The sequence below is a fragment of the Roseivivax halotolerans genome (assembly GCF_900115815.1).
Taxonomy (GTDB): Bacteria; Pseudomonadota; Alphaproteobacteria; order Rhodobacterales; family Rhodobacteraceae; genus Roseivivax; species Roseivivax halotolerans.
Genome location: NZ_FOXV01000002.1, coordinates 262,423 through 287,033, shown reverse-complemented (window position 1 = coordinate 287,033; position 24,611 = coordinate 262,423). Strand labels below are relative to the sequence as shown.

General features: G+C 67.4%; 28 protein-coding genes and 1 riboswitch. Of the genes, 20 read left to right on the top strand and 8 right to left on the bottom strand.

Annotated elements, in window-relative coordinates; all coding sequences use genetic code 11:
* Nucleotides 1–26: 26 nt before the first annotated feature.
* The 5 genes from upp to BM171_RS04320 form a co-directional block, all read right to left on the bottom strand.
* The gene (upp, locus tag BM171_RS04340) at nt 27–662 is read right to left on the bottom strand and encodes a uracil phosphoribosyltransferase (RefSeq protein WP_093009594.1); all 636 of its coding nucleotides are present in this window, start codon (nt 660–662) and stop codon (nt 27–29) included.
* Nucleotides 659–1,684 carry an adenosine deaminase gene (locus tag BM171_RS04335; RefSeq protein WP_245760179.1) on the bottom strand — a complete coding sequence of 342 codons (1,026 nt, stop codon included), beginning with the start codon at nt 1,682–1,684 and terminating at the stop codon, nt 659–661. Before BM171_RS04335 ends, upp begins: the two co-directional genes overlap by 4 nt.
* Nucleotides 1,681–2,892, bottom strand: coding sequence for a phosphopentomutase (locus BM171_RS04330; protein WP_093009593.1), 1,212 nt, complete (start codon nt 2,890–2,892; stop codon nt 1,681–1,683). Before BM171_RS04330 ends, BM171_RS04335 begins: the two co-directional genes overlap by 4 nt.
* Before the next feature lie 72 nt (nt 2,893–2,964).
* Nucleotides 2,965–4,275 carry a thymidine phosphorylase gene (locus BM171_RS04325; RefSeq protein ID WP_093009592.1) on the bottom strand — a complete coding sequence of 437 codons (1,311 nt, stop codon included), beginning with the start codon at nt 4,273–4,275 and terminating at the stop codon, nt 2,965–2,967.
* Nucleotides 4,275–4,667 (bottom strand): cytidine deaminase, encoded by a 393-nt coding sequence (locus BM171_RS04320; RefSeq protein WP_093009591.1) that lies wholly within the window; start codon nt 4,665–4,667, stop codon nt 4,275–4,277. Before BM171_RS04320 ends, BM171_RS04325 begins: the two co-directional genes overlap by 1 nt.
* A 112-nt stretch (nt 4,668–4,779) precedes the next feature.
* Between BM171_RS04320 and BM171_RS04315 the strand changes: the two genes are divergently transcribed.
* Together BM171_RS04315 and BM171_RS04310 are read left to right on the top strand one after the other, a co-directional pair.
* Complete coding sequence (locus tag BM171_RS04315; protein ID WP_093009590.1) at nt 4,780–4,968, top strand: DUF3072 domain-containing protein; 189 nt, start codon at nt 4,780–4,782, stop codon at nt 4,966–4,968.
* Between the two features lie 67 nt (nt 4,969–5,035).
* Nucleotides 5,036–7,315: an NADP-dependent malic enzyme gene (locus BM171_RS04310; RefSeq protein ID WP_093009589.1), complete on the top strand. Its 2,280-nt coding sequence runs from the start codon at nt 5,036–5,038 to the stop codon at nt 7,313–7,315.
* Nucleotides 7,316–7,435: 120 nt separating this feature from the next.
* Here the strand turns inward: BM171_RS04310 and BM171_RS04305 are convergent, their stop codons facing one another.
* A complete protein-coding gene (locus BM171_RS04305; RefSeq protein WP_093009588.1) occupies nt 7,436–9,121 on the bottom strand; it encodes an NAD(P)H-dependent oxidoreductase subunit E in 1,686 nt (561 codons plus the stop codon).
* Nucleotides 9,122–9,305: 184 nt separating this feature from the next.
* On the opposite strand from BM171_RS04305, the gene BM171_RS04300 reads away from it, so the two are divergent.
* Nucleotides 9,306–10,349: an alkane 1-monooxygenase gene (locus tag BM171_RS04300; protein WP_093009587.1), complete on the top strand. Its 1,044-nt coding sequence runs from the start codon at nt 9,306–9,308 to the stop codon at nt 10,347–10,349.
* Between the two features lie 5 nt (nt 10,350–10,354).
* A complete protein-coding gene (locus tag BM171_RS04295) occupies nt 10,355–10,747 on the top strand; it encodes a hypothetical protein (RefSeq protein WP_093009586.1) in 393 nt (130 codons plus the stop codon).
* Nucleotides 10,748–10,847: 100 nt separating this feature from the next.
* Here BM171_RS04295 and BM171_RS04290 read toward each other — a convergent pair whose 3' ends face one another.
* Nucleotides 10,848–11,714 (bottom strand): helix-turn-helix transcriptional regulator, encoded by an 867-nt coding sequence (locus BM171_RS04290; protein WP_093009585.1) that lies wholly within the window; start codon nt 11,712–11,714, stop codon nt 10,848–10,850.
* 134 nt (nt 11,715–11,848) lie between these two features.
* Here BM171_RS04290 and tsaA point away from each other — a divergent pair, with 134 nt between their 5' ends.
* From tsaA to ureG, 13 genes are all read left to right on the top strand, one after another.
* Nucleotides 11,849–12,325, top strand: a complete 477-nt coding sequence (tsaA, locus tag BM171_RS04285) for a tRNA (N6-threonylcarbamoyladenosine(37)-N6)-methyltransferase TrmO (protein ID WP_093009584.1) — start codon at nt 11,849–11,851, stop codon at nt 12,323–12,325.
* A 132-nt stretch (nt 12,326–12,457) separates the two neighbouring features.
* Nucleotides 12,458–13,315: an urease accessory protein UreD gene (locus tag BM171_RS04280; RefSeq protein ID WP_093009583.1), complete on the top strand. Its 858-nt coding sequence runs from the start codon at nt 12,458–12,460 to the stop codon at nt 13,313–13,315.
* On the top strand, nt 13,315–13,617 hold the full coding sequence (locus BM171_RS04275) for an urease subunit gamma (protein ID WP_093009582.1): 303 nt from the start codon (nt 13,315–13,317) through the stop codon (nt 13,615–13,617). The genes BM171_RS04280 and BM171_RS04275 overlap by 1 nt, the downstream gene beginning before the upstream one ends.
* A gap of 9 nt (nt 13,618–13,626) precedes the next feature.
* On the top strand, nt 13,627–13,812 hold the full coding sequence (locus BM171_RS04270; RefSeq protein ID WP_093009581.1) for a hypothetical protein: 186 nt from the start codon (nt 13,627–13,629) through the stop codon (nt 13,810–13,812).
* The gene (locus BM171_RS04265; protein WP_093009580.1) at nt 13,809–14,114 is read left to right on the top strand and encodes an urease subunit beta; all 306 of its coding nucleotides are present in this window, start codon (nt 13,809–13,811) and stop codon (nt 14,112–14,114) included. The genes BM171_RS04270 and BM171_RS04265 overlap by 4 nt, the downstream gene beginning before the upstream one ends.
* Complete coding sequence (locus BM171_RS04260; protein ID WP_093009579.1) at nt 14,114–14,509, top strand: lysozyme inhibitor LprI family protein; 396 nt, start codon at nt 14,114–14,116, stop codon at nt 14,507–14,509. Before BM171_RS04265 ends, BM171_RS04260 begins: the two co-directional genes overlap by 1 nt.
* A gap of 88 nt (nt 14,510–14,597) precedes the next feature.
* Complete coding sequence (locus BM171_RS04255) at nt 14,598–14,903, top strand: hypothetical protein (RefSeq protein WP_093009578.1); 306 nt, start codon at nt 14,598–14,600, stop codon at nt 14,901–14,903.
* Between the two features lie 87 nt (nt 14,904–14,990).
* Nucleotides 14,991–15,812, top strand: coding sequence for a cyclase family protein (locus tag BM171_RS04250; RefSeq protein ID WP_093009577.1), 822 nt, complete (start codon nt 14,991–14,993; stop codon nt 15,810–15,812).
* Nucleotides 15,812–16,210: a carboxymuconolactone decarboxylase family protein gene (locus BM171_RS04245; RefSeq protein ID WP_093009576.1), complete on the top strand. Its 399-nt coding sequence runs from the start codon at nt 15,812–15,814 to the stop codon at nt 16,208–16,210. The genes BM171_RS04250 and BM171_RS04245 overlap by 1 nt, the downstream gene beginning before the upstream one ends.
* 152 nt (nt 16,211–16,362) lie before the next feature.
* Complete coding sequence (ureC, locus tag BM171_RS04240; RefSeq protein WP_093009575.1) at nt 16,363–18,102, top strand: urease subunit alpha; 1,740 nt, start codon at nt 16,363–16,365, stop codon at nt 18,100–18,102.
* 3 nt (nt 18,103–18,105) lie between these two features.
* Complete coding sequence (locus BM171_RS04235) at nt 18,106–18,585, top strand: urease accessory protein UreE (protein ID WP_093009574.1); 480 nt, start codon at nt 18,106–18,108, stop codon at nt 18,583–18,585.
* A complete protein-coding gene (locus BM171_RS04230; protein ID WP_093009573.1) occupies nt 18,578–19,210 on the top strand; it encodes an urease accessory protein UreF in 633 nt (210 codons plus the stop codon). The genes BM171_RS04235 and BM171_RS04230 overlap by 8 nt, the downstream gene beginning before the upstream one ends.
* Before the next feature lie 14 nt (nt 19,211–19,224).
* Nucleotides 19,225–19,860, top strand: coding sequence for an urease accessory protein UreG (ureG, locus tag BM171_RS04225; protein ID WP_093009572.1), 636 nt, complete (start codon nt 19,225–19,227; stop codon nt 19,858–19,860).
* Between the two features lie 156 nt (nt 19,861–20,016).
* Here ureG and aroC read toward each other — a convergent pair whose 3' ends face one another.
* The gene (gene aroC / locus BM171_RS04220) at nt 20,017–21,120 is read right to left on the bottom strand and encodes a chorismate synthase (protein ID WP_093009571.1); all 1,104 of its coding nucleotides are present in this window, start codon (nt 21,118–21,120) and stop codon (nt 20,017–20,019) included.
* A 100-nt stretch (nt 21,121–21,220) separates the two neighbouring features.
* Nucleotides 21,221–21,322: riboswitch (TPP riboswitch) on the top strand.
* A gap of 43 nt (nt 21,323–21,365) precedes the next feature.
* On the opposite strand from aroC, the gene BM171_RS04215 reads away from it, so the two are divergent.
* From BM171_RS04215 to BM171_RS04205, 3 genes are read left to right on the top strand one after another with little or no spacing between them, the layout of a single operon-like run.
* Complete coding sequence (locus tag BM171_RS04215) at nt 21,366–22,349, top strand: thiamine ABC transporter substrate-binding protein (protein WP_093009570.1); 984 nt, start codon at nt 21,366–21,368, stop codon at nt 22,347–22,349.
* On the top strand, nt 22,325–23,836 hold the full coding sequence (locus BM171_RS04210; RefSeq protein ID WP_093009569.1) for a thiamine/thiamine pyrophosphate ABC transporter permease ThiP: 1,512 nt from the start codon (nt 22,325–22,327) through the stop codon (nt 23,834–23,836). The genes BM171_RS04215 and BM171_RS04210 overlap by 25 nt, the downstream gene beginning before the upstream one ends.
* Nucleotides 23,829–24,530: a thiamine ABC transporter ATP-binding protein gene (locus tag BM171_RS04205; protein ID WP_093009568.1), complete on the top strand. Its 702-nt coding sequence runs from the start codon at nt 23,829–23,831 to the stop codon at nt 24,528–24,530. Before BM171_RS04210 ends, BM171_RS04205 begins: the two co-directional genes overlap by 8 nt.
* Nucleotides 24,531–24,611: the final 81 nt, after the last annotated feature.

The window sequence follows — 24,611 nt, the reverse complement described above, 5'->3', positions numbered from 1 at the left end:
TTGCGCCTGTAAAGCTCTGCATGCGCTTATTTAGTTCCGAACATGCGGTCTCCGGCATCGCCGAGGCCGGGCACGATATAGCCCTTCTCGTTGAGCCGCTCGTCGAGCGCGGCGGTCACCACGGGCACATCGGGATGGGCTTCGGCCATGCGGCGCACCCCTTCGGGTGCGGCGAGAAGACAGAGGAAGCGGATATTCGTCGCGCCCGCCTGTTTCAGAAGGTCGATCGCCGCGACCGAGCTGTTGCCGGTGGCGAGCATCGGATCGACAGCGATGGTCACACGGTCGGACAGGCCCTCGGGCACCTTGAAGTAGTATTGCACGGGCTCCAGCGTCTCCTCGTCGCGGTAGAGGCCGACGAAGCCGACCCGCGCCGAGGGGATCAGCTCCAGCACGCCGTCCAGAAGGCCGTTGCCCGCGCGCAGGATCGAGATGAGCGCGAGCTTCTTGCCGTCGAGCGTCGGCGCTTCCATCGGCTGCAGCGGCGTGTCGATGGTCTTGGTGGTCATCGGCAGATCGGTGGTGATCTCGTAGGCCAGGAGCTGGGAGATCTCGCGCAGGAGCTGCCGGAACACGGCGGTCGAGGTCTCTTTTTCGCGCATGATGGTCAGCTTGTGCTGGACGAGCGGGTGATCGACGATCTTGAGCGTATCGGGTGTCATTGGGCCTCCAGGCGTTTGGCGATGGCATCGCGGGTGACCTCGTCGCAGAAGGCATGGGCGAGGGCGGTTGCGTTGAGTCGCGCGAAATCCTCGGCCTGCCAGCCGAAAGTGCGGGCAAGAGAGACGTATTCGTCGCGCATCGTGGTGTGGAAGAAGGGCGGATCGTCCGTGGAGACGGTGATGGGCACGCCGCGGTCGCGCAGCGTCTCGATCGGGTGCGCCTCGAGCCGGTGATAGACACCGAGCGCCACGTTGGAGCCGGGGCAGACCTCGAGGCAGATGCCGTTCTCGGCGAGCCGGTCCATCAGCGCGGGATCTTCTGCCGCGCGCACGCCGTGTCCGATGCGCGAGACGCGCAGATCGTCGACCGCCTCGGCCACCTCGCGCGGCCCGCGCCATTCGCCCGCATGGACGGTGAGCTGCAGTCCGGCCTCACGCGCCATGTCGAAGGAATAGGCAAAATCCTTCAGGCTGCCGCGGTTCTCGTCCCCGCCCATGCCATAGCCGGTGATGAAGTCGCCCGCCGTCTCGGCGGCGCAGCGGGCGGCCTTCTTGGCCTTGTCGGGCCCGAAATGGCGTACGCAGGTGACGATGCCCCTGAGCGTGATGCCAATGTCGCGCTCGCACAGCTCCGCCGCCTCGCGGATCGCGGCGAGGTATTCGCGCCACGCGCCAAGATCGCCGCCGCCGCAGAAATCGGGAGAGAGGAAGCTCTCGGTATAGATCACGCCGTTGGAGGCGCTCTCCTCCAGAAGGGCGACGGTCAGGCGATGGTAATCCTCGGGTGTCTTGAGGACGGTGGTGGCTGCCTCGTAGACGCTCAGGAAGTGCTCGAATCCCGAGAAAGCGTAGCTTCCATCGGAGCGGAAGACACCGTCGAGATTCAGGCCCTTTTCCTTCGCGAGCCCGCGAATGAAACTCGGCGGCGCTGCGCCCTCATGGTGCAGGTGCAGTTCCAGCTTCGGCATCTCAGCGATGGCGGCGAGGCTTTCCTCGGTATGGGGTGTGTCGTATTTCATCATAGGGCGGAGGCTCCGGGGCCTTGAGAGGGGATGTCGAGATGCGCGGCGATGCTGGCCGCGACATCGGCGAAGGCGATCTGGCCGAGGCTGCCGGTCCCGAGCCCCGCGATCAGCACGGGAACGCGTTCGCGGGTGTGGTCGGTCCCGGTCCAGGTCGGATCGTTGCCATGATCGGCGGTGAGAACGAGCATGTCGCCGGGGCGGAGGCGTGGCAGCAGCGCGCCGAGTTCGCGATCGAACCACTCGAGCGCACGCGCATAACCGGGCACATCGCGCCGATGGCCGTAATGGCTGTCGAACTCGACGAAATTGGCGAAGGTCAGGCTGTCTTCGGGCATCTCGTCGATGGCCTCGCCGAGATGGCGCATGAGATCCGCATCCGCGCCCTTTCTCAGCTCGTCGATCCCTTCCATCGAGAAGATGTCACCGATCTTGCCGATGGCGCGGACGGTGCGTCCGGCATCTTGCGCCCAGTTGGTCAGGACCGGCTGCGGCGGGCGGATCGCGTAGTCGCGACGGTTGGCTGTCCGCTGGAAAGTGCCCGGAGCGCCGATGAAGGGCCGGGCGATGACGCGGCCGACGCGCATATCATGGAGGCGCGGCGCGATGCGCTGACACAGATCGAGCAGCCGCTCGAGCCCGAAGTGTTCCTCATGGGCGGCAATCTGGAAGACGCTGTCAGCAGAGGTGTAGCAGATGGGCCGCCCCGTGCGGATATGCTCTTCGCCGAAGCGGTCCAGCATCACGGTGCCGGAGCCGTGACAATTCCCGAGGATGCCGTCCGTGCCGACGATCTTGCAGACCTCGGCAACGAGATCCTCCGGGAAAGCGGGGTGTGTATCGGGGAAGTAGTGCCAGTCCCACGGTACGGGCAGGCCCGCGAGTTCCCAATGGCCGGACGGCGTGTCCTTCCCGGGAGAGGTTTCGGTAGCCGCGCCCCAGTAGCCCGAGGTCTCACCGCCCCCGAGATCGGGCAGCGTCAGCCCGGATGCGAGCGCCACCGCCTGCGACAGGCCCAGCGTGTCGAGATGGGGCAGATGCAGGGGGCCGCTCCGCCCCTCTTCGGCCTGGCCCGCCGCGCAGGCCTCCGCGATATGGCCGAGCGTGTTCGAGCCGGTATCCGGAAGCCCGTCGTTGAAGAACCGATCCGCATCGGGCGCGCCGCCGATGCCGACGGAATCCATGACGACGAGAAAGGCGCGGGGCATGGCAGCTCCTCTGGACCGAATGATCTGAGGGCCTAGCCCGGTGTGCGGGTCACGGCAAGGGCAGGTCCGGCGTCAGAGGCCGGTCGCGATCCGGCCCAAAGGGCGCGGCGTCGGTGCGTGATCGGCGATGGAGAACGCCTGGGTGAGCGCTGCCTCGACCGCGTCGGCATCCTCGATCCGGGCCGCGTGCAGGCGAAGAAGCGGCTGGCCCCGCGCCACCTCCGCGCCAAGGCCGAGAACATCCGACAGGCCCACAGCCGGGTCGACGCTGTCGGTCTCCACCCGCCGCCCGCCGCCGAGACGCACGACAACGTGGCCGAGCGCTTCGCCATCGATCGCCGCGATATGGCCCGTGGCAGGCGCGGCAAGCTCGCGAATGACCGGCGCTTCCGGCAAGAAGCGGGCAGGCGTCTCGACAAATCCGATCGGTCCGCCCTGCGCATAGACCATTTTCTGGAAGGCGTCGGCCGCGCGCCCATCCGCAAGCGTTGCGCGCAGCCTGTCCGCACCTTGCCCGGCGTCTTCGGCCTGGCCCGTGCGCGCCAGGAGCGCGCCGCCGAGTAGCGCGGTAAGCCCAGCCAGACGCCCCTCGGGCGCGCCGCCTTTCAGGACATGCACCGCCTCCAGCACCTCGAGCGCATTGCCGAGTGCCGGGGCGGCGGGCTCGTTCATGTCGGTCAGACATGCAACGGTCGGGCAGCCGGCGGCATTGGCCGTCTCTGCCAGCGCCTCGGCGAGCTCCGTCGCGGCCTCCTCGGTCTTCATGAAGGCGCCGCTGCCGACCTTCACGTCGAGCACGAGCCCTTCGAGTCCTGCCGCCAGCTTCTTCGACAGGATCGACGCGGTGATGAGGTCGATGCTTTCCACCGTGCCGGTCACGTCGCGCACCGCGTAGAGCCGCCGATCGGCCGGCGCTATATCGGCCGATGCGCCGACAATGGCCGCGCCCGCCTCGCGCACGGCGCGGTCGAACTCGGCTTCGCTGAGCGCGGTGCGAAAGCCGGGGATCGCCTCGAGCTTGTCGAGCGTGCCGCCGGTATGACCGAGCCCGCGCCCCGAAATCATCGGAACGTAGACGCCGAGCGCCGCGAGCGCCGGGGCGAGGACGAGGCTCACGCAATCGCCGACACCGCCCGTGGAATGCTTGTCGAGGACGGGCCCCGGCAGATCCCATCTCAGCGTCCGCCCCGAATCCCGCATGCCTTCGGTGAGCGCGGTGCGCCCTGCCTCGCTCAGGCCCCGCAGGCAGACGGCCATCGCGAAGGCCCCGGCTTGCGCGTCAGAGACGGATCCGTCCGCAAGACCTGCCGCGAACGTGGCGAGCGCGGCACCGTCCGGTTCTTGCCCGCGCCGAAGACCCGCGATGAGCCGCGCGGGCTCCATCAGCTGCCGTCCATGTGGCTCTGCGTGAAGGCGCCCGGCAAAAGCTCGCCCACGGAGAGGCGGGTTTCGGTTCCGTCGAGCGTGGCGAGCGTCACCATCGTGGCGGGCGCCGCGAATTCAGCGATCTTCTGGCGGCAGCCGCCGCAGGGCGGCACCGGGGCCGCGCTGCCCGCGACGACGTAAAGCTCTGCGATCTCGGTCTCGCCCGCTGCGACCATCGCGGCGATGGCCCCGGCCTCGGCGCAGGTGCCCTCGGGATAGGCCACGTTCTCGACGTTGCAGCCGCTGAAGACCGCGCCCGATGCTGACCGAAGCGCCGCGCCGACCTTGAAGTCCGAATAGGGGGCATAGGCGTTTTCGCGGACGGCAAGCGCATCATCGCGTAAGGTCATCGGGTCCTCCGGGGGCTATTGGTAACGGTCATCGTGGCTGCGGCGCGAAGCAAGAGCAAGGGGAACCGGCGCGCGGTAAGCGCGTTTCCATTTCAATCGAAAGGAGGCTTGCATGACCCAGAGCCATCTCGTTCTCGACCCCGGCGCGGACCTTCCCGCCGATCCCCGCGAGCCCATGACCGACAAGCAGGCCGCGACCCTGCGCCAGCTCACCGACGAAACCGGTGAGGAATTCGACATGGCGCTGACCAAGCGTGAAGCCGCACGGCGCATTGCGTATCTCGAGGAACTGGCGAAGTAAGCCCGACCTTCCCGTCGCGCGGGAATTGAGCTAGCCCTCGTTTCGATACACGAGGACGAGGGCTTTCATGTCGGACCAGACCAGCGACACGCTGCGCCAGCAGGCGCTCGATTATCATCGGTTTCCGAAACCCGGAAAGCTCGAAATCCGCGCGACCAAGCCGCTCGCCAATGGCCGCGACCTTGCGCGGGCCTATTCGCCCGGCGTTGCAGAGGCCTGTCTCGAAATCAAAAGCGACCCGAAAGCCGCGCGTGATTACACCTCGCGCGGCAATCTCGTCGCTGTCGTGTCCAACGGAACAGCGGTCCTCGGCCTCGGCAATATCGGCGCGCTCGCCTCGAAGCCCGTGATGGAAGGCAAGGCGGTTCTCTTCAAGAAATTCGCCGGCATCGATTGCTTCGACATCGAAGTGAACGAAAGCGACCCCGAGAAGCTTGCCGACATCGTTTGCGCGCTTGAGCCGTCTTTTGGCGCGATCAACCTCGAGGACATCAAGGCGCCCGATTGCTTCGTGGTCGAAGAGATCTGCCGCGAGCGGATGAACATCCCCGTCTTCCACGACGACCAGCACGGCACCGCCATCGTCGTCTCGGCGGCGGCCTTGAACGCGGTGAAGCTCGCGGGAAAGACGTTGGAGGACGTGAAGGTCGTCTCGACGGGCGGGGGCGCGGCCGGGATCGCGTGCCTCAACATGCTCGTCAAGCTCGGCGTCAAGCGCGAGAACATCTGGCTCTGCGATATCGACGGGCTCGTCTACGAGGGCCGCGAGACCGAGATGACGCCGCAAAAGGCGGCCTATGCTCAGGGCAGCACCGCCAAGACCCTCGGTGACGTGATCGAGGGCGCGGATCTCTTCCTCGGGCTGTCGGGGCCGAATGTCCTCAAGCCCGAGATGGTCGAGAAGATGGCGCAGACACCGATCATCTTCGCGCTCGCCAATCCCAATCCCGAGATCCTGCCCGATCTCGCGCGCCAGGTGGCGCCCGACGCGATCATCGCGACAGGCCGGTCGGACTTTCCGAACCAGGTCAACAACGTGCTTTGCTTTCCCTTCATCTTCCGCGGCGCGCTCGACGTGGGCGCGACGACGATCAACGACGAGATGAAGATCGCCTGCGTCGAGGGCATCGCCGCGCTGGCCCGTGCGACCACGAGCGCCGAGGCCGCGGCGGCCTATCGCGGCGAAAGCCTGACCTTCGGGCGCGACTATCTCATCCCCAAACCCTTCGATCCGCGCCTCTCGGCCACGGTCTCGGTCGCGGTGGCTGAAGCCGCGATGGCCTCGGGCGTCGCCGAGCGCCCGATCGAGGACATGGATGCCTACAAGGCCAAGCTGCGCGCGAGCGTCTATCGCTCCGCGCTCCTGATGCGGCCGGTCTTCGATGCCGCCGCCGAAGCCTCCCGCCGCATCGTCTTTGCCGAAGGCGAGGACGAGCGCGTCCTTCGCGCCGCCCAGGCCGTGCTGGAAGAGACGCCGGAGCAGCCGATCCTGATCGGCCGGCCCGAGGTCATCAACATGCGCTGCGAGCGGCTCGGCCTCGAGATCCGGCCCGAGCGCGACTTCAACATCGTGAACCCCGAGAACGATCCGCGCTACCGTGACTATTGGAAGACCTATCACGAGATCATGGCCCGGCGCGGCGTCACGCCCGACCTTGCCCGCGCGATCATGCGTACGAACTCGACGGCGATCGGCGCGGTGATGGTGCATCGCGGCGAGGCCGACAGCCTGATCTGCGGCACGTTCGGGGAATATCGCTGGCACCTCAACTACGTCACGCAGGTTCTCGGCAGCGAGACGCAATACCCGCACGGCGCGCTCTCGATGATGATTCTGGAGGACGGGCCGCTCTTTATCGCCGACACCCATGTGCATTTCATCCCGACGGCCGATCAGATCGCGCAAGCGGCCCTCGGTGCGGCGCGGCACGTGCGGCGCTTCGGCCTCGAGCCGAAGATCGCGCTGTGTTCGCAATCGCAATTCGGCAACCAGAACAGCGAGGCGGCGGAGCGAATTCGCGCGGGGTTGGCCGTGCTCGATGCCGCGCCGCGCGAATTCGAGTACGAAGGCGAGATGAGCGTCGAGGCGGCGCTCGATCCCGAGCTGCGCCAGCGCCTTCTGCCCGACAACCGCATGAGCGGAAAGGCGAACGTTTTGATCTTCGCCAATGCCGATGCGGCCTCGGGCGTGCGCAACATCCTCAAGATGACCGCGCAAGGGCTCGAGGTCGGTCCGATCCTCATGGGGATGGGCAACCGCGCGCACATCGTGACTCCCTCGATCACAACGCGAGGGCTGCTCAACATGGCCGCGCTGGCGGGGACCCCGGTCTCGAAATACGGCTGATCTGATAATTTGGGTTGGCCTAAATACCGCGGGAGCGCGAGGGCAGGGCCCTCGCACCGCGCGATGAGCCAAGGGCTCATCGCGCCAGACATGCCGCCCGCAAGGCGGGCGACTGCCGGATCAAACCTCGCCCGGGAAGTGCTTCATCACCAGCCGGATCGGGTTCGGCGCGGCCTGGCCGAGACCGCAGATCGAGGCGTCGACCATTGCCTGGCTCAGCTCTTCGAGGAGGTCCTGGTCCCAGCGTTCGGCCTGCATCAGCTTCACGGCCTTCTCGCAGCCGACCCGGCAGGGCGTGCATTGCCCGCAGCTTTCATCCTCGAAGAAGCGCAGCATGTTCAGCGCGGCCCCGCGCGCGCTGTCCTTGTCTGACAGGATCACGACCGCCGCCGACCCGATGAAGGAGCCGTGCTCCTGCAGGACGTCGAAATCGAGCGGGATGTCATCGAGCGTCGCGGGCAGAAGGCCCGAGGACGGCCCCCCCGGCTGGTAGGCCTTAAGGACGTGACCCTCGGCCATGCCGCCCGCGGCCTCGACGATGTCGCGGATCGTGGAGCCCGCCGGCAGAAGGTAGACGCCGGGCTTGGCGACGCGGCCCGAGACCGAGTAGCTCCGCAGCCCTTTGCGGCCGTTCTTCTCGGTGCCGGAGAGAACCTCGGGGCCGTCTCGGCAGACGCGTGCCACCCAGTAGAGCGTCTCCACGTTGTGGACGAGGGTAGGGCGATTGAAGATGCCGACCTGCGCGACATAGGGCGGGCGGTGCCGGGGCAGGCCGCGCTTGCCTTCGATCGATTCGATCATCGCGCTTTCCTCGCCGCAGATATAGGCACCCGCGCCGCGGCGCAGCTCGATATATCCCGGCACGACGATCTTTGCCTCTTCCAGCGCGGCGATCTCGCGGCGCAGGATTTCGAGGACGGCCGGATATTCGTCGCGCATATACAGATAGACGCGATCGGCCTCGACCGCCCAGGCGGCGATCAGCATGCCTTCGAGGAAGAGGTGCGGGACGCGCTCGAGATAGTAGCGGTCCTTGAACGTGCCGGGTTCGCCCTCGTCGCCATTGACCGCAAGGTAGCGCGGGCCCGCTTCGGCGCGCACGAAGCCCCATTTCTTGCCCGAGGGAAAGCCTGCCCCGCCAAGGCCGCGCAGACCGGCGGAGAGCATCATGTCCTGAACCTGTTCCCAGTCGCCGCTTTTCCGCAACATGCCGAGCGCGGCATAGCCGCCCTCCGCGCGGTAGGCGTCGAGCGCCTCGTAATCGGGAAGATGGACATGGGTCTCGCCCGCCGCGATGGCGGCTTCTACCCGCTCGGGCGTGGCATGATCGATATGGTTGTGCCCGAGCTCGCAGACGGGCGCGGTGTCGCAGCGGCCCATGCAGGGTGCGCGGACAACCCGGACCTCCGACGGATCGAGTCCTTCCTCGAGCGCCGCGCGCAGCGCCTCGGCCCCGGCCAGCTCGCAGGAGAGCGAATCGCAGACACGCACGGTCAGGGCGGGCGGCGGCGTCTCGCCTTCTTTCACGATGTCGAAATGCGCGTAGAAGGTCGCGACCTCGTAGACCTCGACCTGCGCGAGCTTCAACTCCTCGGCGAGAGCCCGGACATGGGCCGCCGAGATATGACCGTAAGTGTCCTGGACGAGATGCAGGAATTCGATCAGCAGGTCGCGGCGCCGCGGCCGGTCGCCGAGAAGCGCACGGACCTCGTCGTGGGCGGTATCGTCGAGCGCGCGGCCCTTGGGGATCGGGCGCCCCTTGCCGCGGCCGGATTTCCACGGTGTCTTGCTGTCATCGAGCGCCATGAACCTGTCCTTCGAACGAGCCTCTCGCGGCCCCGAATACAGGGTCGAGGTGGGGGCTGTCAGGCGCGATGCGGCGAATTTCCGTCCCGTTGCGACGTCATGGTGCCTTGATCCGGTCTTAGTGGCGGCGGATTTTTCCTATAGAGGACGTTCGAGGCGAATACCGGGGCAGCAGGGCAGAGGCATGACACGGTTCACCATCATCACGCTGACGCTGGTCGCGCTTCTCGCGGCCGGTCTCGTGCTGGGCGGGGGATATGCCGGGGCGGCCCTTTTCTACATCACCGTCTTCACGTTCTTCATGGACAAGATCGCGGGCCTTGCCGCGCCGGATGCGCCGAAGGGCGCGGAGTTTCCCGCGGGCCTCGGCTTGTCGGTTGTCTTGGGCCTTGTGCATTTCCCCCTTCTTTTCGGCGGGGCGCTGACGATTGGCAGTGGCAGGCTCGAGGCTTGGGAGGGGATCGCGCTCTTTTTCGGGCTCGCGCTCTTTCTGGGGCAGGTGTCGAATTCGAACGCTCATGAGCTCATTCATCGCGGCGCCCGCGCGCCGCGCGCGCTTGGGGTTGCGGTCTATACCAGCCTTCTATTCGGGCATCACGCCTCGGCGCACCGGCTCGTGCATCACGTGCACGCGGCCACGGATCGCGATCCGAACACGGCGCGGCTCGGGGAGGGGTTCTGGCGCTACGCGGCGCGGGCCTGGGCCGGCTCGTTCCGGCAGGGCTTTCGGGCGGAGCAGGCATTGTCGGCCCGCAAGCGCCGCCTGCATCCTTACGCGATCTATGGAGGCGGGGCTTTGGCGGCGCTCGTCGGGGTGGGCCTGCTCGGCGGCCCTTCGGCCCTTCTCGCCTATGTCGGTCTTTGCATCTACGCGCAGCTGCAACTCCTCTTGTCCGATTACGTGCAGCATTACGGGCTGATGCGTGCGCCGCGCGAGGGCGGGCGGCTCGAGCCGATGGGGGCTCGGCATTCGTGGAACGCGCGGCAGGGCTTTTCCTCGGGCCTCATGCTGAACGCACCGCGCCATTCGGATCACCACGCCAATCCGGGCCGGGCCTATCCCGGTTTGCGCCTTGACCGGGAGGCGATGCCCATCCTGCCGCATTCCCTGCCGGTCATGGCGGTCCTCGCGCTCGTTCCGCCGCTCTGGCGGCGGGTGATGGACCGGCGGGCAAGGGCCTGGACGCGCGCCGCGTCTTTCGCGCCGGAGCCGGTGCTGGCAGAATGAGGGCCATGAGATATGCCGCCGCCCTCTGTGCCCTGCTCCTCTCTGGCCCGGTCTCGGCCCAGAGCCCGATGAGCGCCCAAGAGTTCCAGGACTACGTCGCCGGCAAGACGCTGACCTTCTCGGAAGCGGGCGTTCCCTACGGGATCGAGCGTTATATGCCCGGCCGCCGCGTGCGCTGGTCCTTCCTCGATGGGCGCTGCAAGGACGGTATCTGGTATCCCGAGGGTGACCAGATCTGCTTTGTCTACGAGGACGATCCCGCGCCGCAATGCTGGAGCTTCTTCGAGGAAGGATCTGGCCTGCGCGCTGTCTTCGAGGGTGGTGAGTTCGGAACGGAACTCTACGAGGCGGACGAGGCGCAGGAAATGGTGTGCCTCGGCCCCGATGTCGGCGTCTGAGGGGCGCTGCCCCTCTTGGCGGCAGAGCCGCCAATTCACCCCGCGGTATTTGCGCCAACCCAAGGAGCGGATCGCGGGTCTGCTGACCCGGGCGCGCCGGTCAGGCGTTCCAGCGCACCTCGCCGGCGCCGGTGACATCGTAGCCGGCCAATTGCGCTGCATGGGCGCGGAACGGCTCCGACCGCATCACCGCGAAGAGGGCCTGAAGCGGTGGCTCGAAGGCCGCGCGCCGGTCGACGAGGATGTCGAAGCGTTCCTCGGCGATGGGCAGGAAGGTAAGCCCGTGCGTCGCGGCGAGCGCCTCGAGGCCGAATGCGGTATCGGCTTCCTCGTGCTTGACCGCGAAGACCGCGTCTTCCTCGCTTTGGGCGACGCCGGTGAAGAGGAGGGCGTCATGGGCGAGGCCTGCCTCCTCGACCGTCTGGCGAAAGAGCGTGTCGGTCCCGGTGCCCGAGGGACGCGGCGCGATCCAGAGATCCTTGAGATGCGCGAGCGATGTCACGCGGCCGGCCATGTCAGGGCGCAGGATCAGGCCGCGGCGGCGGCGCGCGAAGGATATCAGCACCGCATCGCACCCGGCGGCCGCGTCTTCGACCGCGGCGATATTCCAATCGCCGTCCGCGCCGGGGATATGCAGACCCGTCGCCGACCCGTCACCGCGCGCGAACCGGGCCAATCCCGTGCCCGAGCCGTCGAACAGCGTCGCAAGACCGGGCCGCGCTTGCCGAAGGGCCCATTCGAGCAGCGGATCGTGGCTTCCGAGGAAGACGGGCGGACGCGGCGTGCGGTCGGGTTCGGGCCGGGTGCTTTCGCCCGCGATCCAGGCGCGGATCTCGTTTTCGGGAAACAGCAGCTTGCCGGTGACGCGCGAGACCGGAACGGACCCCGAAGCGGCGAGGTCGTAGACCTTGCGCTCCTTGATACGCAGAAGCTCGGCGAGCTCTTTCACGGTCAGGAATTCGGGCATGCGGCAAGCTTTGCATTGGGTGGCGGGCCGGGCGGACTATGGCGGCAGGTGCGGCGCGCGGCAAGCGGATGTGGCGCAAGCGATGCGGGCCGGTCTAGAGTGCCGGATGAATACCACGGCGGGAGAGCGACGGGATGACCGGGATCCGAGAGAACGAGACGCGCACGGATCTGCCCGACGCGCCGGATGCGGGGCTCTATTTCATCGGGATCTGCCGGACGCCCTTCGCCACGCGTGCCGATTGCCCGAGGCAGGGGCGGCGTGACGGGCCGGTGTGCAGGCTCGAGATTTTGCCGCGCTGGGCTGGGGCGCTCGACGGGATCGAGGCATTCGCGGAACTCGATGTCCTATACTGGCTCGACCGGTCGCGGAGGGATCTCGTTACGCAGAGCCCGAAATCGGATGGGGCGGTGCGCGGCACATTCTCGCTGCGCTCCCCGGTGCGGCCAAACCCGATCGGTCTCGCGCGGGTCGCGCTGATCGGGCGCGAAAACGCGGTTCTGCATGTGCGCGGCCTTGACTGCATCGACGGCACGCCGCTTCTCGACATCAAGCCCGAGCGTTGCGCCTACACGCCGCTCGCGCCCGAGAAGGCGGCAGACCGGGCGTGATCTCAGCCTGCACGGAAAGCGGGCAATCCGGCTCTTGCACTGCTCATTCTTTGAGCGCTGCGGCGGAAGGGAACCGGCTCGCGCGGGGCCTTGCGCCGGGTGGATTGCACGCGGCGGCCGCGAGGAGGCGGTATGGCTGAGGACAGGGCCGGGAGCGTGGCGATCCCTTACGACAGATCACATGACGGCGCGGCGCTGACCCGCGCGAGGGGGCGGGCCAGCCTCTCGGTCAGGCATGCGCGGGGCGCGAGTCGACTCCGCGCTTTGGGCCAATCGGGATCGGCGAAGCTGCTCTTTCCGCATGGTGCCGGAGAGATGTTGCAGACGACATGGCTCAACACCGCGGGTGGGATTACCGGGGGTGACCGGTTCGCTCTGGATGCGTGCGCGGAAGACGGGGCCGCGCTCTCGCTGACGAGCCAGGCGGCGGAGCGGATCTACCGCGCGCGCGGCGCCGAGACGGGGCGAATGACGACGCGGCTCAGCCTTGGCGCGGGCGCGCGCCTGCACTGGTTGCCGCAGGAGACGATCTTCTTCCAGGGAGCGGCGCTCGACCGGAATCTGCAGGTGGAGATGGCTCAGGATGCGACCTTTCTCGGGATCGAGACGCTGATCTTCGGACGTGCCGCGATGGGGGAAGATGTTACGCAGCTGAACTTGCGCGACCGGATCGAATTGCGGCGCGCGGGCCGGCTTATCCATTCCGATCGTCTTGCACTTCGCGGAGATGCGCGGGCCCGGCTGGGGGGCGCTCACGTGGCGGGCGGTGCGCGGGCGATGGCGTCGCTGGTGATCGCGGCGCCGGGGATCGACGCGCGGCTGCCCGCGATCCGGGATTTCCTGCCCGCGCGCGGCGGTGCCTCCGCGCCCCTTCCGGGACTTGTCGTGGCGCGGATCCTCGCCGATGACGGTTTTGACATCCGTCAAAGACTTGTGCCTCTGTTACGATATCTTTCCGGCAGCGAACTGCCCCGACCCTGGATGATTTGATGAATCTGACCCCGCGCGAAAAGGACAAGCTGCTTGTCGCCATGGCCGCCGAAGTGGCCCGCCGCCGTCTCGAGCGCGGCGTGAAGCTCAACCATCCCGAGGCGATCGCGCTCATCACCGACGCGGTCGTGGAAGGCGCGCGCGACGGGCGCAGCGTCGCCGAGATGATGCAGGCGGGAGCCGAGGTGATCTCGGCCGAGCAATGCATGGAAGGCGTGCCCGAGATGATCCACGAGGTCCAGGTCGAGGCAACCTTTCCCGACGGCACCAAGCTCGTCACCGTTCACAACCCGATCCGATAGGAGACCTTCATGCGCTATGCCCTTCCCCTGATGATCCTTGCCGGTCCGGCTGCCGCGCATCCAGGCCCGCACCTGCACCCCCATGACGGGGCAAGCTGGCTGGCCGTCGCGGGCGCCCTTGCCGTGATTGCGCTCGCGGGCAAGCTGATGGTCGCGCGCAGGCGGGCCGAGACGCGCAAGGACCGGCGGCGATGATCCCGGGCGAGCTTTTCCCCGCGCCGGGCGGCCTCACGCTGAACGAAGGCCGGGAGGCGATCACGCTGATGGTCGCCAATACCGGCGATCGGCCGGTGCAGGTGGGCTCGCATTACCATTTCGCCGAAGCCAACCCGGCGCTCGATTTCGACCGGGACGCGGCACGGGGCCTGCGTCTCGACATCGCCGCGGGCACCGCGGTCAGGTTCGAGCCAGGCCAGCGCCGAGAGGTCTCGCTCATCCCGTATCAGGGGGACCGCCGGGTTTTCGGCTTCAACCAGAAGGTCATGGGGGCGCTCTGATGCGAACGGGTCTCGGGATCATTGCGCTGACCGCCGCCTATGCGACGCTGGGGCACGCACAGGAGCTTGATTGCCGCGATCCGCAAACCCAGGTGGGGATGACAGGCTGTGCGGCCCGCGACTACGAGGCCGCGGATGCGGAGCTGAACGCCGCCTGGGGCGAAGCGATGGCCTGGGCCCGGCGGATGGACGAGGGCCTGCCCGCGGATCAGGTGCCCGCCGCCGATATTCTGCGCGACGCACAGCGCGCCTGGATCCCGTTTCGCGACCAGGCCTGCGAAGCGGAAAGCTTGGCCGCACGGGGCGGCACGATGCAGAACATGCTGTTCTACATGTGCCTCACGCGGCTGACGGAGGTACGGACCGAGGATCTGCGAAACCTCGGATTGGAGTGACGCGAGGACGGCTTGGACCTCGCGGGTTCGCGCCTCCGACCGGTGCGGGCGCAGTTTGCGGCCGCAGATCGACAAGGGAGTGAGAAATATGCTGACACCGATCCACGCAACGCAGCTCTGGTGCGCCTGGACAGGCGCGATCTGGGCGCAGCAGATCAAGATGTCGCAGATCCTGCTGGGCGCGATGGCGCAAAGCTCCGCCGAGGCGTTCTGGGGCGTGAAGATGCCGATGAACGCCTGCGGCGTGACGCCTGGCGCAGCACCGCGCAAAGCTGCTGCACCCGGGCGCCGCAAGCTCGAAGCGGTGCCCGCAGAGCCGCGGCGCAGCGCGCGCCGACAGCCTTCCGTGCCGCCGGGCCTGCCGCCGCGCAAGGGGCACGCAACGCCGGTCTGATCTTCCAGCGGAGGCGATCCGTGCTAGGCTGACCCTCAGAGGCAGCGCAGGCTCCTGTCGAGCATCCACCAGACAGGGAGCGTCAAGATGTGTGATATCTGTGTGATGAACCGCGTGAAGGAGCGGATGCTGTCACGCCGGCAATTCTTTTCCGCCAGTGCGGGGCTTGCCGCCGGTGCGGCCCTGGGCGGGGTCGTGGCCGCGCCGCCCGCGATGGCCCAGGGGCATGGCAGCGTCGTAGACATGAGCCACAAGCTCAGCCCTGACTTCCCGACCTTTTTCGGCCCGCCCGGTATCTCGATGGAGCAGGAATTCGCCTTCGAGAGTGATGGGTTCAACCTCTTCAACCTCTCGATCAACGAGCATACCGCGACCCATATCGACGCGCCTTTGCACTTCTCGGCGGACGGGGCGTCGGTGGACGAGATCCCGGTGACGGACCTCGTTGTGCCCCTGTGCGTGATCGACATCGCCGCCAAGGCCGCCGAAAATCCTGACGCGCAGGTGACGCCCGACGACCTGCAAGCCTGGATCGACGCCAATGGCGACATTCCCGATCGCGCTTGCGTTGCAATGCATTCAGGCTGGGCCGCGAAGTCCGGCAATGCGGAGCAATTCGTGGGGCGGGACGATGACGGTGTCGGTCATTGGCCGGGCTTTCACGTCGAGGCCACGCAGATGCTGCTCGAAACCGGTGCAGGGGCGATCGCCGTCGATACGCTCTCGCTCGATCACGGGCCCTCGGCGGATTTCGCGACGCATTACGCCTGGCTGCCCGAGGGGCGCTACGGGATCGAGAATCTTGCCGGGCTCGAGAATGTGCCGGCTGCCGGGGCGACGCTTGTCGTCGGTGCGCCCAACCACGTCGGCGGCACGGGCGGGCCCGCACGCATTTTCGCGCTGGTCTGATGGCGACCGTCAGGCTCTTGAGCGACGAGGAGGCCAGCGCCGAAGCGCTGGCCGTCTTCGAGGATATCCGTGCCACCCGCGGCACCGATTTCATCAACAATTTCTGGCGTGCGCTGGCGCATGATCCCCAGCTTCTGGCCGCAACCTGGGCGCGGTTGAAGACGGTGATGGCGCCAGGCGCGCTCGATCCTCTGACGAAGGAGATGATCTATCTTGCCGTTTCCACGGCCAATTCCTGCACCTATTGCATCCATTCCCACACCGCCGCGGCGCGGGCGAAGGGCATGAGCGAGGCGCAATATGCTGAACTTTTGCGCGTCATCGGGATGGCGATGCAGACGAACGGCCTCGTCACGGCGATGCAGGTGCCGGTGGATGAGGAGTTTCGCGTGGAGTGATCGAGCGCGCTGACAAAATTATATAATTTTGTCAGCGTCTTGCGTGATCTATCGCGCGAGGCGGGCTTCTGTGCCGCTGCTCCGAGTGGATTTGACAAGATCACGCGCCCCGGCAAGGCTCTGATCCGACGCATCCAAGGAGCCCGCGACCCATGCCCGCCACCATCTCTCGCGCGGATTACGCCGCGATGTTCGGTCCGACGATCGGCGACAGGCTCCGGCTCGCCGATACCGATCTCATCATCGAGGTGGAGCGCGACCTCATCGCCGAAGCCTCCGGCACCGGCAACGCGCCCGTCTATGGGGAGGAGGTGAAGTTCGGCGGCGGCAAGGTGATCCGCGACGGCATGGGCCAAAGCCAGGCGACCCGCGAAGCTGGCGCGGTCGACACAGTCATCACCAACGCGCTGATCGTCGATTATACGGGCATCTACAAGGCGGATGTGGGCCTCCGGGACGGGCGCATCCACAAGATCGGCAAGGCGGGCAACCCCGACACGCAGCCCGGCGTCGATATCATCGTCGGCCCCGGCACAGAAGCCATCGCGGGCGAGGGCCGTATCCTGACAGCGGGCGGGTTCGATTCGCATATCCATTTCATCTGCCCCCAGCAGATCGAGGACGCGCTGCATTCGGGGCTGACGACGATGCTCGGCGGCGGCACAGGCCCCGCGCATGGCACGCTGGCGACGACCTGCACGCCCGGGCCCTGGCATATCGGGCGTATGCTTCAGGCGGCCGATGCGTTTCCGATGAACCTTGCCTTCGCTGGCAAGGGCAATGCCTCTCTGCCCGGCGCGCTCGAGGAGCAGGTGCGCGCGGGGGCCTGCGCGCTCAAGCTGCACGAGGATTGGGGCACGACGCCCGGATCCATAGACAATTGCCTGTCGGTCGCGGACGATTACGACGTGCAGGTGATGATCCACACCGACACGCTGAACGAGAGCGGCTTCGTGGAGAACACGGTCGCGGCCATGAAGGGCCGCACGATCCACGCCTTCCACACCGAGGGGGCGGGCGGGGGCCATGCGCCCGACATCATCAAGATCTGCGGGGAGGAGTTCGTTTTGCCCTCCTCCACGAACCCGACGCGGCCCTTCACCGTGAACACGCTGGAAGAGCATCTCGACATGCTCATGGTCTGCCATCACCTCGACAAGCGCGTGCCCGAGGACGTGGCCTTTGCCGAAAGCCGCATCCGGCGCGAGACCATCGCCGCCGAGGACATCCTGCACGACATGGGCGCGTTCTCGATCATCGCCTCCGACAGCCAGGCGATGGGCCGCGTCGGCGAGGTGCTGATCCGCACCTGGCAGACCGCCGACAAGATGAAGAAGCAACGCGGACGCCTGCCCGAGGAGGCCGGCGAGAACGACAACATGCGCGTGCGCCGCTACATCGCGAAATACACGATCAACCCGGCCATCGCGCATGGACTCGCGCATGAGATCGGCTCGATCGAGGTGGGCAAGCGCGCCGATCTCTGCCTCTGGTCGCCCGCCTTCTTCGGGGTGAAGCCGGACATGGTGCTTCTGGGCGGCACCATCGCGATGGCGCAGATGGGCGACCCCAACGCCTCCATTCCGACGCCGCAGCCGGTCTATTCGCGCCCCATGTTCGGAGCCTACGGGCGGTCCGTGGAACGCTCTGCCGTGACCTTCGTGTCGGAAGCCGCGCAGGCGGCCGGCATCGGTGCGGAGCTGGGTCTCGCGAAAGAGACGATCGCCGTGCGCGGCACGCGCGGCATCGGCAAGCGCGACCTCAAGCTCAACAATGCGACGCCGAAGATGGAGGTCGATCCCGAGACCTACGAAGTGCGCGCCGATGGCGAGCTTCTGACTTGCGAACCTGCAACCGAGCTGCCGATGGCGCAGCGCTATTTCCTGTTCTGAGACATGACCGATTTTATCGCACGCACCTATCACGGACACGCCCATGCCGCGCCGATCGGATGCGCGGTGCTGGATTACGAAGGCCGCTTCCTGCGCCGCCGGGTGATCGCGCTCGAGGACGGACGGCGCTGCCTCGTGGATCTGCCGCAGACCACCTCGCTCGATCCTGGCGGGGTGCTGGTCACCGAGGCGGGCGAGATCGCCATCGCCGCCGCGCCCGAGGAGCTGCTTGAGATAAGGGGCGGCGATCTCGTGCGTCTCGCCTGGCATATCGGCAACCGCCACACCCCCTGCCAAATCGAGGCATCTCGCCTTCTGATCCAGCGCGATCACGTCATGGCCGATCTTCTGGGCAGGCTCGGCGCCGAGACGCGCGAGGTGGTGGAGCCCTTCACTCCAGAGGGAGGGGCCTACGGCCACGGCCGCACTCACGGTCACGACCATTCGCACGGCCACGGCCCGCATGAGCATAGCCATGGCTGAGGCCGGGCTGACCCTTCATCAGCTCTTCTCACCCGCCTTTCCGACAGGCGGCTTCGCTTATTCGCACGGGATCGAGACGCTGGTCGCCGAGGGTGGCCTTGCGACCGGCGAGGATCTGGAGGCATGGCTCGAGACCTGGGCACGACACGGCGCGGGCTGGCAGGACGCGGTTCTTTTCGCCCATGCCGCGCGCGGTGACGACGTCGCGGCGCTCGACGAATTGGCCTCCGCGCTTTCTGGCGCCGCGCATCGGCGGCGCGAGACGGCGCTTACGGGCGCGGCCTTCGCGGCCACGGTCCGCGCCGTCTGGGGGCTCGATCTGCCAGACATGGCCTATCCGGTCGCCGCAGGCCGCGGGGTGCATCTGTTGTCGCTCGAGCCTCGTGCGGCGCTCGAGACATTCCTGCTGAACGCGGTGTCGACCTATGCGGGCGCGGCGATGCGCCTCGTGCCGCTCGGCCAGAGCGACGGGCAGCGCGCGATCGCGTCACTGGTGCCGGTCGTGGCCGAGGTGTCGGATGACGCGATGCGCGCCGAACTCGATGATCTCGGCACCTTCTCGCCACTGATGGACATCGCGGCGATGCGCCACGAGACGCTGCAGACGAAACTCTTCCGATCCTGAAAGGAGCCCGCCCAATGTCCTCTCCCAACGGTCCCTTGCGCGTCGGCATCGGTGGCCCGGTCGGCGCCGGCAAGACGACGCTGACTGCCGCGCTCTGCGCCGCGCTCGGCCCGCGCCTCTCGATGGCCGTGATCACGAATGACATCTATACGCAGGAGGATGCCGAGGAGCTGATGCGCCGGCAGGTCTTGCCCCTCGAACGCATTCGCGGCGTCGAGACGGGCGGCTGCCCGCATACCGCGATTCGCGAGGACGCCTCGATCAACCTCGCCGCCATCGCCGAGCTCAACGTGGCGATCCCGGATCTCGATCTCATCCTGATCGAGTCCGGTGGCGACAACCTCTCGGCGACCTTCTCGCCCGAGCTTGCCGACGTGACGATCTATGTGATCGATGTCGCGGCGGGAGAAGAAATACCGCGGAAAGGTGGCCCCGCGATCTGCCGTTCGGACATCCTTGTCATCAACAAGACCGATCTCGCCCCGCATGTAGGTGCGTCGCTCGAGGTGATGGAGCGGGACGCGGCCCGCATGCGCGCCGGGCGACCCTTCTTCTTTACCGCACTCCGCAAGGGCGAAGGGGCGGAGGCGGTCATTGCCGCCTTGTCCGAGATAGGTGGTCTGGACCTTGCCGCGCAGGCGGCGGAGTAGCGTCTCCGCCCGGCCGCCGCGCATGCGGAGAGGGCGCGTTTCGGTATTTTCACCAACCCAAAACCAAAAGCGCGCGCCCTTGTCTTTGGGTTGGCCCAAATACCGGCGGGGGTGAATTCGGGGCGGCACGCCCCGAAGAGGGGGCAGCAAGCCCCCTTACGCCCCGATCCGGCCGCGCGCGCCGCCGGTCTGGGCGCGATCGAGAAGCAGGTGGTCGAGCAGCACGCAAGCCATCATGGCTTCGCCCACCGGCACCGCGCGGATGCCGACGCAAGGATCGTGGCGGCCTTTCGTGACGACCTCGGTCGGTTGGCCCGACTTGGTGATCGAGGCGCGGGACTTGAGGATCGAGGAGGTCGGCTTGACCGCGAATCGCGCGACGATGTCCTGGCCGGTGGAGATGCCTCCGAGGATGCCGCCTGCGTGGTTCGAGGAATAGCTCGGCGCGCCGTCGTTGCCGAGGAAGATCTCGTCGGCATTGGCCTCGCCGGTGAGCGCGGCCGCTGCCATGCCCTCGCCGATCTCCACGCCTTTCACCGCGTTGATCGACATCATCGCGGCGGCGATCTCCGTGTCGAGCTTGGCGTAAACCGGGGCGCCGAGACCGGCGGGCACGCCCGAGGCGGCAACCTCGATCATCGCGCCGCAGGAAGTGCCGGATTTGCGCAGGCCGTCGAGATAGGCGGCCCAGTCCTCGGCGGCTTTTGCCGAGGGCACCCAGAACGGGTTCTTCTCGATCTCGTCCATCTCGCGGGTCTCGCCGATGGAATGCGGACCCATCTGCACCATGTAGCCGGTGATCGCGAGGCCGGGGGCCAGCTCGGCGAGAACCGCACGCGCCAATCCTCCGGCAGCCACCCGCGCCGCGGTCTCACGCGCCGAGGAACGCCCGCCGCCCCGCGGATCGCGATGACCGTATTTCTGCCAATAGGTGATGTCCGCATGGCCAGGGCGGAAGGTCTCCGCGATATCGCCGTAATCCTTGGAGCGCTGATCGGTGTTCTCGATCATCAGCTGCACCGGCGTCCCTGTGGTGCGGCCTTCGTAGACGCCCGAGAGGATGCGAACCGCGTCGGCCTCGCGCCGCTGGGTCGTGAACTTGTTCTGCCCCGGCTTGCGGCGATCGAGCCAGTGCTGGATCGCGGCCTCGTCGATGGCGATCCCGGGCGGGCAGCCATCCACCGTGCAGCCGAGCGCGGGACCGTGGCTTTCGCCCCAGGTCGTCACGCGAAACAGGTGGCCGAACGTGTTGAAACTCATCTCGCCGCTCCGAAATAGCTGGTCGCGCTTGTCCTAAAGAAGGCCCGCGCCCCCCTCAAGCCGTTTCGCCTTGTCAGCGGCAGCGGGCAGGATTACGTCTCTGTGTACCTCGGGGTGCCGGAAGGCTGAGATGCGGTGATGCCGCGAACCCGTTGAACCTGAACCGGTTAACACCGGCGGAGGGAAGGTTTGCCGGCAGCGCCCGCAGTATCTTGCCCATCCGCCGCAAATGGAAGGATGGCACCATGAAAGCCCTCACGACTTTTGCAGCGGCCACGCTCACCGCGGGCACCGCGCTCGCCCAGGAGAACGTGCTCACTGTCTATGCTGGCGATTACATCGTCTCCGAATGGGGGCCGGGCCCCAAGATCGAAGAGCTGTTCGAGGCGCGCTGCGACTGCGATCTTCAGTTCAAGCCGGGCGATCTCTTGCCGCGGCTTCTGCTCGAAGGGCAGGCGACCGAGGCGGACGTGGTGTTCGGGCTCAACACCGACGTGACCAAGCGCGCCCGCGAAAGCGGTCTCTTCGCGCCCCACGGGCAGGACACGGATGCGCTGACGCTGCCGATCGACTGGACCGACGATATCTTCCTGCCCTTCAATTACGGGCATACCGCCTTCGTCTACGACACCGAGCGTTTGGCAGAGCCGCCGCAGAGCTTCGACGCGCTTCGTGAGGCGGGCGATGATCTGAGACTCGTCATCCAGGATCCGCGCACATCGATCTCGGGCCTCGCGCTCGCGCTCTGGGTGCAGTCGGTCTATGGCGAGGAGGCAGAGGCCGCCTGGGCGGACCTCTCGGACAACGTGCTGACCGTGACCAAGGGCTGGTCCGAGAGCTACGGGCTCTTCACCGATGGCGAGGCGGACATGGTTCTGTCCTACACAACCTCGCCCGCCTACCACATCATCGCCGAGGACGACGACACGGTGAAGGCGGCGATCTTCCCCGAGGGGCATTACTTCATGGTCGAGCTGGCCGCGGTGACATCGACGACAGATGTGCCGGAGCTTGCGCAGGACTTCATGGCCTTCATCCTGTCGGAGGAGTTCCAGGAGATGATCGCGACGGGCAACTGGTCGTTCCCGGCGGCATTGCCGCAGGAGCGCTGGCCGGACGGGTTCCGGCAACTCGACTTGCCGGATGAAGTGCTGTTCTACTCCGAGGACGAGGCAGCTGAACTCAAGGATCAGGCGATCGAGGCATGGCGCGCCGGTCTCTCGCGCTGATCGCGGCCGCGGCGGTGCTGGCGCTGACGCTGGTGCCGGTCGCCGCGGTGCTGATCCGGGCGGGAGGGCTGTCGGCCTTCGCGCCCGGTGACGGGCAGGCGCTGCGCTTCACGCTTGTTCAGGCGACGCTATCGGCGGGGTTCAGCGTGCTTTTCGCCGTGCCCGTCGCGCGGGCGCTCGCCCGGCGCAACTTTCCGGGGCGCGGGCTCCTCGTTGCGCTTCTGGGCGCGCCGTTCATTCTCCCCGTGATCGTGGCCGTTCTGGGGCTGATCGCGACGTTCGGATCGAATGGCATCGTCAACCGGGGCCTCGCTGCGCTGGGCCTGCCGGAAATGACGATCTACGGATTGCACGGGGTGGTCATCGCGCATGTCTTCTTCAACCTGCCGCTGGCCACGCGGCTCGTCCTGCAAGGCTGGCTTGCCATGCCGGGGGAGCGGTTGCGGCTTGCGGCGTCGCTCGGGCTCAGCCCCTGGGCGATGTTCCGCACGCTCGAAGCGCCGATGCTGGCGCGCATCCTGCCGGGGGCTTTCGCAGTGATCTTCGTGATATGCCTGTCGTCCTTTGCCGTCGCGCTGACGCTCGGGGGCGGCCCGCGCGCCACGACGGTGGAGCTCGCCATCTACCAGGCGATGCGGTTCGACTTCGACCTCGGGCGCGCGGCCTCGCTCTCGCTTCTGCAACTGGCGCTTGCCGTCGTGGCGGGGCTCGTGGCGCTGCGGCTCTCGGGCGGGGCGAGCTTCGGCGCGGGGCTCGATCGGCGCGTGGCGCGCTGGGACGGGCGGGGCTTCGGGGCACGCCTTCTCGATGGAGGCGCGATCCTGATCGTTGCGCTCTTCCTGCTGACGCCGCTGACGCTCGTGGCCTTGCGCGGCGCGCCGGGGCTCTTGCAGCTCGGTGCCGGAACGCTGGAGGCCGCCTGGCACTCGCTGAGCGTCGCGCTCGCCTCGACCGCGCTATGCCTTCTCTGGGCGCTGCCGCTCGCGACCCGGCGCGGAGAGCTTCTGGGCCTTCTCGGCATCGCCATCTCGCCGCTCGTCCTTGGCACCGGGCTGTTCCTGCTGGTCCGGCCCGTCATGAACCCGTTCGCGCTGGCGCTGCCGGTCACGGCGCTCGTGAACGCGCTGGTGAGCCTGCCCTTCGCGCTGCGTATCCTCCGGCCCGAGGCCGAGGCGATCCGGGAAGATTTCGGCCGGCTCGCCGGATCGCTCGGCCTTAGCGGGTGGGCCTGGACGCGCTGGGTGCTGCTGCCGCGCCTGAAGCGGCCCTTGGGCTTCGCGGCGGGGCTGACGGCGGCGCTGTCGATGGGCGATCTGGGCGTCATCGCACTCTTCGCCGATCCCGACCGCGCGACCTTGCCGCTGCAGGTTTATCGCTTGATGGGAAGCTACCAGATGGAGGCGGCGCAGGGCGCGGCGCTGCTTCTCCTGATGGCGAGCTTGGCGCTGTTCTGGCTCTTCGACAGGGGAGGGCGCGTCGGTGCTTGAACTTGATGGGCTCGTGATGCGCGCGGGCGATTTCACGCTGCGCGCCGAGATGACGCTGGAGCCTCGGAGCCGCGTTGCGGTGGTCGGACCATCGGGGGCAGGCAAGTCGACGCTCCTCGATGCGATTGCTGGATTTCGGCGGCCCGAGGCGGGGCGGATTCTCTGGCAAGGACGGGACATTACCGCCGATGCCCCTGGCACGAGGCCGGTCGCCTCGCTGTTCCAGGACCAAAACCTCTTTCCGCACCTGAGCCTTGCGCGGAATCTCGGACTTGCGTTGCGGCTGGGTGGCGGGCGGGTGAGTGCCCACGAGAACCAGCAGATCGAAGAGGCGCTGGCCGAGGTCGGGCTCGCCGGGTTCGGCGCACGCAAACCGGCGGAGTTGTCGGGCGGGCAGGCGAGCCGGGCGGCGCTGGCGCGGGTGCTGCTGCAGAATCGGCCGGTGATCCTGCTCGACGAGCCCTTCGCGGCGCTTGGTCCGGCGCTCAAGGCCGAGATGCTGAGCCGCGTGGCCGAGCTTGCGGACAAGCTCGGCGCGCTGGCGCTGATGGTCAGCCACGATCCCGCCGATGCGCGCCGCTTTGCCAGCCAGACGGTGCTCGTGGCGGACGGCGTCGCGGAGCCGCCGCGGGAGACGGAGGCGCTCTTTTCCGACCCGCCCGACAGCCTGCGTGCCTATCTCGGCCAGGCGTGACCTCAAAGGCACCCCGATTGTCGAAGCCCGCTCTTGCATTGCGTGCGCGTTGACAGAACGTGGCCCAGACGGGAAAAGATC

Bases quoted from the DNA above. Each gene is read 5' to 3' on its own strand.
- upp (WP_093009594.1), bottom strand. From the start codon at position 662: ATGACACCCGATACGCTCAAGATCGTCGATCACCCGCTCGTCCAGCAC.
- BM171_RS04335 (WP_245760179.1), bottom strand. From the start codon at position 1,684: ATGATGAAATACGACACACCCCATACCGAGGAAAGCCTCGCCGCCATC.
- BM171_RS04330 (WP_093009593.1), bottom strand. From the start codon at position 2,892: ATGCCCCGCGCCTTTCTCGTCGTCATGGATTCCGTCGGCATCGGCGGC.
- BM171_RS04325 (WP_093009592.1), bottom strand. From the start codon at position 4,275: ATGGAGCCCGCGCGGCTCATCGCGGGTCTTCGGCGCGGGCAAGAACCG.
- BM171_RS04320 (WP_093009591.1), bottom strand. From the start codon at position 4,667: ATGACCTTACGCGATGATGCGCTTGCCGTCCGCGAAAACGCCTATGCC.
- BM171_RS04315 (WP_093009590.1), top strand. From the start codon at position 4,780: ATGACCCAGAGCCATCTCGTTCTCGACCCCGGCGCGGACCTTCCCGCC.
- BM171_RS04310 (WP_093009589.1), top strand. From the start codon at position 5,036: ATGTCGGACCAGACCAGCGACACGCTGCGCCAGCAGGCGCTCGATTAT.
- BM171_RS04305 (WP_093009588.1), bottom strand. From the start codon at position 9,121: ATGGCGCTCGATGACAGCAAGACACCGTGGAAATCCGGCCGCGGCAAG.
- BM171_RS04300 (WP_093009587.1), top strand. From the start codon at position 9,306: ATGACACGGTTCACCATCATCACGCTGACGCTGGTCGCGCTTCTCGCG.
- BM171_RS04295 (WP_093009586.1), top strand. From the start codon at position 10,355: ATGAGATATGCCGCCGCCCTCTGTGCCCTGCTCCTCTCTGGCCCGGTC.
- BM171_RS04290 (WP_093009585.1), bottom strand. From the start codon at position 11,714: ATGCCCGAATTCCTGACCGTGAAAGAGCTCGCCGAGCTTCTGCGTATC.
- tsaA (WP_093009584.1), top strand. From the start codon at position 11,849: ATGACCGGGATCCGAGAGAACGAGACGCGCACGGATCTGCCCGACGCG.
- BM171_RS04280 (WP_093009583.1), top strand. From the start codon at position 12,458: ATGGCTGAGGACAGGGCCGGGAGCGTGGCGATCCCTTACGACAGATCA.
- BM171_RS04275 (WP_093009582.1), top strand. From the start codon at position 13,315: ATGAATCTGACCCCGCGCGAAAAGGACAAGCTGCTTGTCGCCATGGCC.
- BM171_RS04270 (WP_093009581.1), top strand. From the start codon at position 13,627: ATGCGCTATGCCCTTCCCCTGATGATCCTTGCCGGTCCGGCTGCCGCG.
- BM171_RS04265 (WP_093009580.1), top strand. From the start codon at position 13,809: ATGATCCCGGGCGAGCTTTTCCCCGCGCCGGGCGGCCTCACGCTGAAC.
- BM171_RS04260 (WP_093009579.1), top strand. From the start codon at position 14,114: ATGCGAACGGGTCTCGGGATCATTGCGCTGACCGCCGCCTATGCGACG.
- BM171_RS04255 (WP_093009578.1), top strand. From the start codon at position 14,598: ATGCTGACACCGATCCACGCAACGCAGCTCTGGTGCGCCTGGACAGGC.
- BM171_RS04250 (WP_093009577.1), top strand. From the start codon at position 14,991: ATGTGTGATATCTGTGTGATGAACCGCGTGAAGGAGCGGATGCTGTCA.
- BM171_RS04245 (WP_093009576.1), top strand. From the start codon at position 15,812: ATGGCGACCGTCAGGCTCTTGAGCGACGAGGAGGCCAGCGCCGAAGCG.
- ureC (WP_093009575.1), top strand. From the start codon at position 16,363: ATGCCCGCCACCATCTCTCGCGCGGATTACGCCGCGATGTTCGGTCCG.
- BM171_RS04235 (WP_093009574.1), top strand. From the start codon at position 18,106: ATGACCGATTTTATCGCACGCACCTATCACGGACACGCCCATGCCGCG.
- BM171_RS04230 (WP_093009573.1), top strand. From the start codon at position 18,578: ATGGCTGAGGCCGGGCTGACCCTTCATCAGCTCTTCTCACCCGCCTTT.
- ureG (WP_093009572.1), top strand. From the start codon at position 19,225: ATGTCCTCTCCCAACGGTCCCTTGCGCGTCGGCATCGGTGGCCCGGTC.
- aroC (WP_093009571.1), bottom strand. From the start codon at position 21,120: ATGAGTTTCAACACGTTCGGCCACCTGTTTCGCGTGACGACCTGGGGC.
- BM171_RS04215 (WP_093009570.1), top strand. From the start codon at position 21,366: ATGAAAGCCCTCACGACTTTTGCAGCGGCCACGCTCACCGCGGGCACC.
- BM171_RS04210 (WP_093009569.1), top strand. From the start codon at position 22,325: ATGGCGCGCCGGTCTCTCGCGCTGATCGCGGCCGCGGCGGTGCTGGCG.